The 11114-nt window shown below is 36.0% G+C and carries 12 protein-coding genes and 1 pseudogene; 8 read left to right on the forward strand and 5 right to left on the reverse strand.

Translation table 11 applies throughout. From position 1 onward, the window contains the following. Positions 1 to 356: 356 nt before the first annotated feature. The gene (gene ndk / locus OZD63_RS04625) at positions 357 to 776 is read right to left on the reverse strand and encodes a nucleoside-diphosphate kinase (RefSeq protein WP_274979558.1); all 420 of its coding nucleotides are present in this window, start codon (positions 774 to 776) and stop codon (positions 357 to 359) included. 113 nt (positions 777 to 889) lie between these two features. Here ndk and OZD63_RS04630 point away from each other — a divergent pair, with 113 nt between their 5' ends. From OZD63_RS04630 to OZD63_RS04640, 3 genes are all read left to right on the forward strand, one after another. Next, complete coding sequence (locus OZD63_RS04630; RefSeq protein ID WP_275008254.1) at positions 890 to 1687, forward strand: hypothetical protein; 798 nt, start codon at positions 890 to 892, stop codon at positions 1685 to 1687. After that, positions 1688 to 2635, forward strand: a complete 948-nt coding sequence (hemH, locus tag OZD63_RS04635; RefSeq protein ID WP_275008256.1) for a ferrochelatase — start codon at positions 1688 to 1690, stop codon at positions 2633 to 2635. A gap of 70 nt (positions 2636 to 2705) precedes the next feature. Continuing rightward, positions 2706 to 3512 carry a hypothetical protein gene (locus tag OZD63_RS04640; protein ID WP_275008257.1) on the forward strand — a complete coding sequence of 269 codons (807 nt, stop codon included), beginning with the start codon at positions 2706 to 2708 and terminating at the stop codon, positions 3510 to 3512. Positions 3513 to 3515: 3 nt separating this feature from the next. On the opposite strand, the gene gshA is transcribed toward OZD63_RS04640, so the two are convergent. Further along, positions 3516 to 4676 carry a glutamate--cysteine ligase gene (gene gshA, locus OZD63_RS04645; protein ID WP_274979554.1) on the reverse strand — a complete coding sequence of 387 codons (1161 nt, stop codon included), beginning with the start codon at positions 4674 to 4676 and terminating at the stop codon, positions 3516 to 3518. A gap of 115 nt (positions 4677 to 4791) precedes the next feature. On the opposite strand from gshA, the gene hslV reads away from it, so the two are divergent. Both hslV and hslU read left to right on the forward strand, forming a co-directional pair. After that, positions 4792 to 5346, forward strand: coding sequence for an ATP-dependent protease subunit HslV (hslV, locus tag OZD63_RS04650; RefSeq protein WP_182321246.1), 555 nt, complete (start codon positions 4792 to 4794; stop codon positions 5344 to 5346). A gap of 1 nt (position 5347) precedes the next feature. After that, the gene (hslU, locus tag OZD63_RS04655) at positions 5348 to 6838 is read left to right on the forward strand and encodes an ATP-dependent protease ATPase subunit HslU (protein WP_264705442.1); all 1491 of its coding nucleotides are present in this window, start codon (positions 5348 to 5350) and stop codon (positions 6836 to 6838) included. Between the two features lie 68 nt (positions 6839 to 6906). Here the strand turns inward: hslU and OZD63_RS04660 are convergent, their stop codons facing one another. Both OZD63_RS04660 and OZD63_RS04665 read right to left on the reverse strand, forming a co-directional pair. After that, positions 6907 to 7848 (reverse strand): FKBP-type peptidyl-prolyl cis-trans isomerase, encoded by a 942-nt coding sequence (locus tag OZD63_RS04660; protein WP_274979553.1) that lies wholly within the window; start codon positions 7846 to 7848, stop codon positions 6907 to 6909. Continuing rightward, positions 7841 to 8848 carry a polyprenyl synthetase family protein gene (locus OZD63_RS04665; protein WP_274979552.1) on the reverse strand — a complete coding sequence of 336 codons (1008 nt, stop codon included), beginning with the start codon at positions 8846 to 8848 and terminating at the stop codon, positions 7841 to 7843. The genes OZD63_RS04660 and OZD63_RS04665 overlap by 8 nt, the downstream gene beginning before the upstream one ends. A gap of 145 nt (positions 8849 to 8993) precedes the next feature. Between OZD63_RS04665 and acpP the strand changes: the two genes are divergently transcribed. Together acpP and fabF are read left to right on the forward strand one after the other, a co-directional pair. After that, a complete protein-coding gene (acpP, locus tag OZD63_RS04670) occupies positions 8994 to 9254 on the forward strand; it encodes an acyl carrier protein (protein WP_038248799.1) in 261 nt (86 codons plus the stop codon). A gap of 13 nt (positions 9255 to 9267) precedes the next feature. Then, positions 9268 to 10539, forward strand: coding sequence for a beta-ketoacyl-ACP synthase II (fabF, locus tag OZD63_RS04675; RefSeq protein WP_274979551.1), 1272 nt, complete (start codon positions 9268 to 9270; stop codon positions 10537 to 10539). Here fabF and OZD63_RS04680 read toward each other — a convergent pair. Then, positions 10520 to 10642, reverse strand: a complete 123-nt coding sequence (locus tag OZD63_RS04680) for a hypothetical protein (RefSeq protein ID WP_274979550.1) — start codon at positions 10640 to 10642, stop codon at positions 10520 to 10522. The genes fabF and OZD63_RS04680 overlap by 20 nt on opposite strands. A gap of 146 nt (positions 10643 to 10788) precedes the next feature. On the opposite strand from OZD63_RS04680, the pseudogene OZD63_RS06310 reads away from it, so the two are divergent. Beyond that, positions 10789 to 11049 (forward strand): annotated as a pseudogene (locus tag OZD63_RS06310) (CPBP family intramembrane glutamic endopeptidase); the annotation flags it as partial. Between the last annotated feature and the right edge of the window lie 65 nt (positions 11050 to 11114).

Raw genomic sequence — 11114 nt, forward strand, 5'->3', positions numbered from 1 at the left:
AGAAATTTACTAAGCAGAAAAAAAGACAAAGAATCCCCGAGTTAGCTAGTCTTTTACTATCTCTGTCGAGCATTGGCATTTTTTGATGTCTTGTAACGCTTTATAAGCGCGTTCAGCTTATTTAGATAAAAATCTAGATGTAGATGAAGTTTTGTAAAGACATACAGCATCTATATAATGCAAAAAATTGAACACAAGACGCCGATACATTAAGTAATCCCTACCTTTTAATCTGCAGATTGGCGAAAGCAAATACAATAGCTTCAGTTTCATGATAAGGGGGCTGGCGAGGTTTGTCAAGGAAGTTTTTTCGTTTCTATGTTGTCAGCTACTTGGATGACGCCAATCTGAGTTGACTACACCAACTCACATTCAGCAAAAAAGAAAGCTATCTCCTTACGAGCATTTTCTAGACTATCTGAGCCGTGAACTCTATTTTCACTAATATTATCAGCAAAATCACCCCTGATTGTGCCTTTATCTGCCTGCTTTGGATCGGTAGCTCCCATGATTTTTCTGTATTTACTTACTGCATTTTCACCAACTAAAACTTGAACTACCACAGAACCAGAGGTCATAAACTCTACTAATTCCCCAAAAAAAGGCCTATCTTTATGAATTTCATAAAACAGCTCTGCTTGTTTTTTTGTTAGTAACATCATTTTTTGTGCTGTGATTTTCAGCCCAGATTGTTCGATGTAGGAATTTATATTGCCTGTAATATTATTTTTTACTGCATCAGGTTTTAAGATTGAAAGTGTCTTCTCAATTGCCATATTATTTCCTTATATAGAATAGTACATTTATAGATTTATTTTATTACAAATTTTAATTTCATAGAAGTGATTTTTTATCTATAACTAAGGACAAATCATCAAGGAGGTATTGTATGGGTAAATGTTGTAAAAATAACACTACTAAACAAGCTGAATCTACTACTAAAAAATTAGTAAGTAACTTTAAGTCATCGCTTTTGTGTGGAACAAAAGGGTTCTTGACTTTTAGTCTGGCATTTTTAAGTTATTTGGAATATAGTTCACATCATAATACAAAATTAAAAGAAGGTGCTGCCTTTGCAATGAAAAGAAACACTATTCCATTTCTTGAAATGACAATCATAGCACCGCTTGTTTGTTTTGCACTGCCAGCTATGCTAGGCAGTATGAGCCTCATGCAATGCGCACTTTTATGTGCTGCCTTAATGATTGCCACATGTTTTATTGTCAGAACTTTTCATCTGCGTGAGAAGTTAATGGAAAAAATCACTAACCACAGTAGAAAAGAAATAGACGCGGAATTTAAGAAAGATACTATAAAATTTCCTATTTTTGATCAAAATAGAAAACACATCGAGTATAATTCGCCCAATTCAGGGCAACCACTGAATGAAACGAGTAGCACCTCTCTTTTCGTTAAAGTTTTACTTTTCCCTCTAAAGGTTCTTTTGAAGGTCCTGCAAAGTTGTATAATGCTATCTTTAGCTGCTGTTGAACTTCTTGAAACCGTGCCAAGTTTTTGTGTTGATCTGTTTTTTGATAGAAGTTTTGAATCCACACAGAGTAACATGCAGAGATTTGGCTACTTATTGTATGCAAATGTGAGAAATTTAGTGCCTATAACTAAATTTGATGAGTGTGTAGCTAATTTTATAGGTACCCCGAAAGTAACTTGTTGTAGTAGTGCGTAGGTGAAAAAGGCAGTTATCTTATTTAATCTTGGCGGGCCTGATTCACTAAATGCGGTCCGTCCTTTTTTATTCAACCTTTTTTATGACAGGAGAATAATCAATCTACCGAATCCCTTTCGGTTTCTTTTAGCAAAGTTTATATCTGCGAAACGAGAAAATACTGCACGAAAAATATACGAGGAAATTGGAGGTAAATCGCCAATTCTAGAGAATACAAAAATGCAAGCTAATGCTTTAGAACTAAAATTGAACGAAGATAGAAACCATGTACACAAGGTATTCATCTGCATGCGCTATTGGCGTCCATTTGCTGACGAAGTTATTGAAAGTGTAAAACAGTTTGATCCTGATGAAGTGATTCTGCTGCCACTATACCCTCAATATTCAACTACCACAACTCTGTCATCCATCGAGAATTGGCAAAAAAATGCTAAACGATATGGCCTAAAATGCAATACAAAAATGATTCACCGTTATTATGATAACCAAGATTTTATTGAAGCTCACGCTAATCTGATAGCTAAGTACCATAAATTGGCTAGCAAAATCGGTAAACCAAGAGTCCTATTTTCATCCCATAGCTTACCTCTTAGTATCATTAAAAAGGGCGACCCTTACGCTTCACAGGTAGAAAGAAGCGTAGAGTTAATAGTAGAAAAGTTAGCTATCAATAACTTAGATTGGTCAATATGCTATCAGAGTAAGATTGGTCCTGTAAAATGGCTAGAGCCAAGCACTGAAAGTGAGCTATTACGCGCAAAAGCTGATGGTGTACCTGTAGTTCTATCACCTATATCTTTTGTTTCTGAGCATTCAGAAACTCTAGTTGAACTTGATATAGAATATAAAGCAATTATCAAGGATGGATATTACTTTCGCGTGCCAACTCTCAGTACCGATTCTTTGTTTATAAAATGCTTAGCCGATTTGTGCATAAATCTCCCTTAAAGTCCTGATTTATAGAGCTTTTCTTTTAGGATTTGATGTGATAGAATAATAGGGAGTTATTAACTATTTCATGCCAAAAAAGGAATCCAACACGCCCGCACAAAAGGTGCATGATATTTATAATCATGATTTCAGGAAGGTAATCTGCATCACAACAGGTTTAACAGCCCTATTGTGTAAGATTTCACTGCAATTTTGCTGTGAGTTTATTGACAATAACAGATCCAATATCTCCTTTGTAAAGAATGTTGCCCGATGGGTGAAATTTCCGACATCTACCCTATACATTGTCCATTCTGCATTTATCTTACGGGATTTGGTAAAAGATTATAAAGATCCTAAAGGTAAAAAAGAATTAGCAAAAATTTTGGGTAAATCGGCTAGTCTTACAAATAGCACCATAGAAGCGTTGATGATGCTGGAAGTCATACATTTTTTGGCTAGAGGTAATGCAGATGTAATAAGTTATGTTAGCTTAACATCAACGATCCTATTTCTGTTTATTTCGGAACCTATAAGTTACTATTATTCATGGAGAAAATACCTAGATAATAAGGATCCTGAAAAGTCTGCTGAGTGTAAGAAGGACCTCATTATCAGCACATTAACTTTGTCGTTAGGTTTATTAAACTTCATATTAAGAAGGATAGAGACTCCAACTATACCAATAAACTTAGGTAATGGTATAATCTATAATTTCAACTTAAGCGTAACAGTCAGCATAATATATAGTGCAGTATTCTTGGTAGTTCAGTTTGATAAACTGTTTAATCAACCTATCAATGATGATCCTTCCACTGAACTTGATGGCGCTAATCATATTAGGCACGATTATGATGGTAGTGGTCTCCCCAATGGCAACGTTGTGGGAATGTAAGGGTTAGAGGTGAAAAGACCTTATTTCTACCGCTAATGCTAACACTGCTAATTTACTAACTATATTCCAAAGTGCTAGAGGTTTCTCTTCCACTATTTTGCTAACGTCATAAAATTCGCAGTCAATGGAGTTTAAGCTGGAATATACATCTTTCCTGCTATTACATCGGTATAAGTAACATGTTGGAGTATCTCCTATATGGTATATTAGCGGTTCTGCAGAACTGCTTTTAAATACGTCAATGGTTGGTACACCTTCTTGTATAATAACACTATTGATTGCTATTCCTTCTTTTATCTTTTTCATTTTATGACGCTTTTTTTTGTTGAGGTTTAATATTTCCTCTCCACTTGTTGCTGTTATAATGCCCATCCCATATGTGCCATTGCTTGCTTTGATAAAAACGTAAGGTTGTGTTTTTATTTCATATTCCTCATATTTTTTTTGCACTAGAGATAATATTTGGTCAACTTTAGTTGCTACTGCTCCTAGTGATGAATCATCATCAAAATCAACTCCATCACAGCTCTCTGTAAGCACAGAAATTAGCCATGGGTCCATTTTAAATTCGCTACAAAACTCGGACGCTAATTCTTGATAGATTTCAAAATACTTAAATTTCTGCCTGCTATGCCAACCGTATAGTGGGCTTGGTACTATATCTTGCTTTACGTCTTTTAGCGTGTCTGGAATGTGGCTCGTCATATCACGGTTCAGTATAATAACATCAGGCACAAATCCTGAAGTTGTCTTTAATAGAGAGGTTTCCTTCACAATAGCTTCATACGGTTCTATTAAATTGTACGTTTCATTATGAAAGAGGCCAATCTTAGTTTCAAAACCAGCCAGTTGCAGTATTCTCTCTATAGCAAATACGTTTTCTATATACATTTTATTTCGTGTATAATTTTCCGGTATTATAAGAACCTTTTTGTATTGATGTCTTTTAAAGTAGCTTTCTATCAATCTTGCTGCCATCGTTCTTGATTCTTCACTTAAGTTATTGAACCCCGCAGGAAATAAATTAGCGTCCACTGGGGCAATTTTGTAGCTGGAGTTTCTAAGATCTATAGAGCTATAAAATGGCAATGTAAGGCCGTTAAATTTTGCCTCAAACCAATTATTTATACTTTTTTCCAAATCTGGGTGAATTATGTTTTGCATCTACACTTTAAATGTTATAAGGAAGGTGTTATATTATAAGCTATAATTAAACATATTTAGCAAATTTGACTAAAGATTAAAGTATAATGGGATTCTTGTTTAAAGTGATAGAAAAATGATTCAACACGACAACAGTAAAATGTATGGCACTACTATACTGTCAATTAGAAAAGATAAAAGTGTAGTAGTAATAGGTGACGGACAAGTTTCACTGGGCCACACTGTTATAAAATCCGGAGCAAAAAAAGTTAGGCGTCTTTCTGGTGATTCTGTAATTGCTGGGTTTGCTGGAGCAACAGCTGATGCATTTACTCTCTTTGAAAGACTAGAATCTAAACTTGATAAGCACCCAGGGCAATTAATGAGAGCATGTGTTGAACTTGCAAAAGACTGGAGAATGGATAAATATCTGAGGAAATTAGAGGCTATGATGATCGTTGCAGATAAATCTATTTCATTAGTAATTACGGGAACAGGTGATGTTCTTGAACCTGAAGATGGAATCGCCGCTATTGGCTCTGGGGGAAATTTTGCTCTATCTGCAGCAAGAGCTTTAATTGATATTAAAGGAATATCAATAGAGGAAATTGCGAAAAAGGCTATGAAGGTAGCTGCCGATATATGTGTTTATACAAATCATAATGTAGTTATTGAAAAGATAGAGGAGTGATATGTCTTCCAAGCAAAAAACTTTATGCACCAATTTTTCCAATCAGCCCATAACCCTTTCAGAAGGGCGGTCTTGTAGTAGTGACACCTACGATGAAAAAGATAACCTCTATAAAGATACTAAGAGTGGTTTTGATTCAAATGACAGCGATGTTCAAGTTAATGACAGCACTCAAGTTTTGTTAGATGACCTGCCACCACAGAAGATAGTTAAGGAATTGGATAGATTCATAATCGGACAGGATGATGCAAAGCGTGCTGTTGCTATTGCGCTCAGAAATCGTTGGCGTCGCAATCAGGTTCCATTTCCATTGCGTGATGAAATCATACCTAAGAATATATTGATGATCGGTCATACAGGGGTTGGTAAAACTGAAATAGCTCGTCGCTTAGCAAAACTTGCCGGTGCACCGTTCATAAAAATTGAGGCAACGAAGTTTACTGAAATAGGGTACGTTGGACGTGACGTTGATTCGATAATACGCGATTTAGTTGATGCAGCAATAGTTTTAGTTAAAGAGAAAGCCCGTAAAGCCTTAGCTAAAAAGGCTTTAATTTTAGCTGAGAAAACAATAGTAAACTCTATGGTAGGCGAAAATGCAACCGAAGAGAGTAAAAAAATTTTTAGAGAAAGGTTGAGGAATAAAGAGTTTGAGGACGGAGAAGTTTCTATTAACGTCAGAGAGAGCAAGAGTATGTTACCTACTTTCGATATACCAGGTATGCCAGGTGGGCAAGTTGGTGTGATGAATGTAACAGAAATAATGGGCAAGATGTTTAACGGGAGCAAAAAAACAAAAACTATTACGGTGAAGGTAAAAGAAGCGCGTGAAATATTAATTAATGAAGAAAGTGAAGGGCTAATGGATGAAGATAAGATAATCAAAGAAGCTATTGATCTTGTTAGTAATGACGGTATAGTGTTTTTGGATGAAATAGACAAAATTGCAGCGCGTACAGAAGTAAAAGGTGAAGTAAACAGAGAAGGAGTGCAACGCGATCTGTTACCATTACTTGAAGGAACAACTGTTACAACTAAGTATGGCCATGTAAAAACAGACTATATATTATTTATTGCATCTGGTGCTTTTCATCAGTCTAAACCATCTGACCTCTTACCGGAATTGCAGGGCAGATTACCGATCAGGGTAGAACTTAAGGCACTTACTCAAGAAGATTTAATAAGAATATTAAAGGAACCAGAATCTAGTTTGTTAAAGCAGTACATAGCTTTAATGAAAACAGAAAATGTGACACTTGAGTTCACTGATGATGGTATAAAAACCATAGCTGAAATAGCGTTTACAGTTAATAGGCAAGTGGAAAATATAGGCGCAAGAAGGCTTCACACTGTTATGGAGAAGCTTTTAGATGAGATAAGTTTCATTGCTTCTGAGAAAAATAGCGAAAAATTCATTATAGACAGCAAGTATGTAAAAGATAAACTTGAGTCAATTTCGAAGCAGCTTGATTTATCTAAGTTTATACTTTAGGAAAAACGAAAAGCCTACTTTAAGTAGTATAGAAAGTGTTCAGAAGGTCAGCCAGTAGACCTAAAATTTCAGCTATATTCTTTAGGCTGTTTTTCAACAGTAGAATGGTGTGCTGCGACCTCTTGCTTAACATCTAAGCTTAAGTCAATTATTGAGATATTTTCTTCATCATAATCTATGTCTTTTATTAACATATCGTCAGTAATAGTCAAAAGGTCAGGCGGAGAAAGAATAGTTCTTTTATTACCAGCTCTCATTCCCGCAACTCCAAGCTCTATAGCAAGTGGTATTTTTTTATCGCCAACCCTAAATTGCACTGTTTGATCTTTGGCTATATATTCTCCATTATGCTCCTTTACGCTATATTTAACCGATATCTCATCACCGCACCTTACTTGTTTTCCAGTCTTGTTAATTAAGTCATTAAAAACCATCAGATTATTTACTGAGTCGGGATATTTATCCTTTATTTCGATCAGTTTGACGTAATAAGAATTAAAATTCATTTTGTTATCATTGGCAATAGTAACTACACGCTCTCCGCCTTCTTTCATACCTATTACCCCTAAACTCACTTCTTTTAGGTTATCTTGACCTATTTTCAAAGTAACATCAGAAACTTTGCTAGGGAGTGTTGCTAAGTTATTATTAGAAATTTTATATATTTGCAATAGGACTTCCAGGCCACAAAAAGCCTTGCTGCCACTGCCTTCAGTAATTTCATAAAAATTTATTGAATCTTCTTCTTTTTGCTGCGTCATTTCTTCTAAATATTCTGTCAGCCCATGCTTTTCAATATAGCGGTCAAGCGCTGATTCAAGTATTGGCTTCACTAGGTAATATGCTATCGTCTGTATCAAACCACCATGCGTGGCATTTATCTCATAAAGCTTGTCCTTTTTTTCCGGTTTACCTTTGTTTATATAGACAATAGTACACACAAAAGTAGAAGTTAAAGTGAGAATCGTTACTACGGAAATAAGCATTTGTAATATAATTTTTCTAACCATCTTTCTTTACTTGGTTCAATAAATCATATAAATAATTAGTGTCCCCTGAAAGCGCACTCAAATTATCCAAGCCTTGTTTAAAGAGGCCGTCTATATAGTCCTCTACTTCACCTTTACCAAGCACAGACATTAGGTTATTTGTTTTATCTTGTTCGTAGTCTTCAATATCATCCTTAGCTTGAAAGATAAGCCCTAGATTTATTCCATAGTTATATAACGCTTTACGTTGCTTGTCTGTAGCATCCCCTATTATAGCACCTATTTCACATGAAGCTGCAAATAGTTTTGCGGTTTTCATCAAATGAATTTCTTTTATTTTATCAGCTTGGCCCGACGTCATTCCAGCGTCATACATACAGCCGTACGAATGTTGTAGTTTTAAGGTAGAAAGAGTGTCATGCAAGTAGCTGACACTGGAATCCATTTCATGTTCAGCTCCACTATCGCATGGCTTTTTGCACGAAATGCTTGTAGGCAAAGCCTTCTGGATCCCAGTGTCCGCTACTTGCATGACAGGGGGTTGGGGGCTAAAATCTATATGCTCACTGTTAATATCTAAAGCCTGTCCTCCCACCATTCCCCTAATTCCTATTGCCTGAGAAAGAACTTTTATGATCTCACAGCGTTTCTCATTTAACGAAGATAATACCTCAAAAGCCAGAGTAAGTAGTGCATCTCCGGCAAGCACTGCTGTTGCTTCATCAAATTTTTTATGGCAGCTTAGCTGGCTTCTGCGAGTATCACTGTTGTCCATGCACGGTAAATCATCGTGAATTAGAGAGTAAGCATGAACAAATTCAATTGCTGCAGCAACTGATATTACTTTTTTAGCTTCCGCGTTAAACACTCGCGATGAAGCTACGACTAAAAAGGAGCGTATATGTTTTGCAGGAGCAAGGAGTATATAACGCATAGCTAATATAAGCTTATTCTCGCTATTTTCGGGTAAGAGTTTATTTACTTCTACAATAAGCAAATTTTTTGTTGTTTCGTCTAGCATTTTTGAATTGTTAATTGTTTAGCACGTAACGCTAGCCAGCTAGGGCAGTAGAAAACTTTACTGTAGTTTACCAGTTATAAAAGATATTGCAAACATAAAAATTTTTTATAACATCAAAGAATAGGTTATTTTTTTGGTAAGAAATGTGAATAGCGAACTAGCAAAGAGCACTAGGGAAGACATAGAAGAAAAAGTGAAAAAGATTATACTAGAGCATATTAGTAAGGATGTAGAGAAATTCAACAGCTCTTCAAAGCTTTCGGAGCATGGTACAGACAGCTTAGATGCAGTTGAAATCATCATGGCAGCAGAAGAAGAGTTTGGAATAGAAATTCCAGATGAAGACGCACAAAAAATGGAAACTATGGAGCAAATAGTTGACTATATTAATAATAAAAAAGGCTAATAGTTAGTGTTAAATGAGCAGAAGAGTAGTAGTCACTGGTGTTGGTTTAATCACCCCACTAGCGGCAGATGTTGACAACACTTGGTCAAGGCTAATAAAAAGTGAGTCTGGCATAAAAGCAATCAGTACGGATAGATTTGACTCTTCTGATCTTGCTTGCAAAATTGCAGGGCAGGTGCTGTTGCAATCAGACAACATTGAGCACCATTTCAATCCACTAGATTATATTTCTGAGAAAGACTCAAAAAGGACAGATCGTTTTATCCATTACGGTATTGCAGCAGCTATTCAGGCAGTAGATGATTCATTAATTTTGGAAAGCCAAAATATCAATCGGGAACGTGTTGGTGTGACTATTGGCTCTGGTATAGGTGGTCTTCCGTCAATTCAAGAAAATGTTATTACCATGCAGGAAAAAGGGCCCAGACGTGTCAGTCCATTTTTTGTCCCTGCAAGTCTAATAAATTTGATATCTGGCCATATTTCTATTAAATACGAATTTACAGGTTCAAACGATTCAGCAGTAACCGCATGTGCAACAGGTGCGCATGCAATCATAAACTCAGCAAGAACTATAAAACTTGGTGAAGCAGATGTTATGATTGCAGGTGGAGCAGAAAGTGCACTGTGTAGAGTTGGAATTGCAGGTTTTGCATCTATGAAAGCGTTATCAACTAAATTCAATGATAAACCCAAAGAAGCTTCAAGACCATGGGATGCAGAACGCGATGGTTTTGTTATGGGTGAAGGAGCAGGTATATTGGTGTTGGAAGAATACGAACATGCAAAAAAAAGGGGGGCAAAAATACATGCTGAACTGGTTGGGTACGGACTCACAGGAGATGCGCACCACATTACAGCACCACATCCAGAAGGAAGAGGCGCATTTAAGGCAATGCAGCTTGCTTTAAAGAGCGCGCAAATTAATCCCAATCAAGTAGGGTATATCAATGCACATGGAACTTCAACGCCACTTGGAGATAAAATTGAAGTAATAGCAATGAAACAGTTATTCGGTGACTACGTTTATAAAATACCTGTTTCTTCAACTAAATCTTCTATAGGACATTTACTTGGTGCTGCAGGGAGCGTTGAAGCAATATTCAGTATTCTTGCGTTAAATAATGGAATTATTCCGCCAACCTTAAATTTACACAAGCCTTCAGAAGGATGTGATTTAAATTTTGTACCGTTTAAAGCTCAGGAGCATAAAATTCAATATGCACTTTCTAATTCGTTTGGTTTTGGTGGCACTAATGCATCGCTCATATTTGGACAAGTTTAGTTGATGTCACCCCAGTGTCTTCCTCTTGCCATGCAAGCAGCTCTCCTACTGTCATCCCAGCACGTGACACTGGGATGACAAACGGTTGTGAAAGGGAATACATATAAAAATTAAACTATCAATAGCAATTCAAAAAGAAAAAATATTCTATTCATCCCTGAAGAAGTATTTTATTGACAATTTATGAATAAAGATCAATAATGGAGAAGAGGAATTGATAGGCGTGTGCATGAATTTAACCACTATTAATTGTGCATTATAGCTTGGTGCTTACCTTTCAAAGACATAACATTATTAACAACATTTGTTCCGGCTTCAGTTGCAATTTTGCTAACCATTTATAATAAACAGAAGGTAAGGGATCTTTTTAAACTTAGTTCGCCAAAAAATTGTCTATTAGGGTTTATACTTATTCTGGTAAGTATGCTAATTTCCAATGGTCTTTTGTCAATTTACTGCGGTTTTTCATTTTTCCGAGAGTCTTTTACGTTAGAACCTGTTAAGGATCTCGAAAATATGAGGTAAAATAAGCATAGTTAAGAAAGAGGTATATCTATGCAAAAAAGCTATCCAAG

Source organism: Wolbachia endosymbiont of Drosophila leontia (assembly GCF_028981785.1).
Taxonomy (GTDB): Bacteria; Pseudomonadota; Alphaproteobacteria; order Rickettsiales; family Anaplasmataceae; genus Wolbachia; species Wolbachia pipientis.

Coding starts and splice junctions, on each gene's coding strand:
- ndk (WP_274979558.1), bottom strand. CDS start 776: ATGGCAATTGAGAAGACACTTTCAATCTTAAAACCTGATGCAGTAAAA.
- OZD63_RS04630 (WP_275008254.1), top strand. CDS start 890: ATGGGTAAATGTTGTAAAAATAACACTACTAAACAAGCTGAATCTACT.
- OZD63_RS04640 (WP_275008257.1), top strand. CDS start 2,706: ATGCCAAAAAAGGAATCCAACACGCCCGCACAAAAGGTGCATGATATT.
- gshA (WP_274979554.1), bottom strand. CDS start 4,676: ATGCAAAACATAATTCACCCAGATTTGGAAAAAAGTATAAATAATTGG.
- hslV (WP_182321246.1), top strand. CDS start 4,792: ATGATTCAACACGACAACAGTAAAATGTATGGCACTACTATACTGTCA.
- hslU (WP_264705442.1), top strand. CDS start 5,348: ATGTCTTCCAAGCAAAAAACTTTATGCACCAATTTTTCCAATCAGCCC.
- OZD63_RS04660 (WP_274979553.1), bottom strand. CDS start 7,848: ATGGTTAGAAAAATTATATTACAAATGCTTATTTCCGTAGTAACGATT.
- OZD63_RS04665 (WP_274979552.1), bottom strand. CDS start 8,848: ATGCTAGACGAAACAACAAAAAATTTGCTTATTGTAGAAGTAAATAAA.
- fabF (WP_274979551.1), top strand. CDS start 9,268: ATGAGCAGAAGAGTAGTAGTCACTGGTGTTGGTTTAATCACCCCACTA.
- OZD63_RS04680 (WP_274979550.1), bottom strand. CDS start 10,642: ATGTATTCCCTTTCACAACCGTTTGTCATCCCAGTGTCACGTGCTGGG.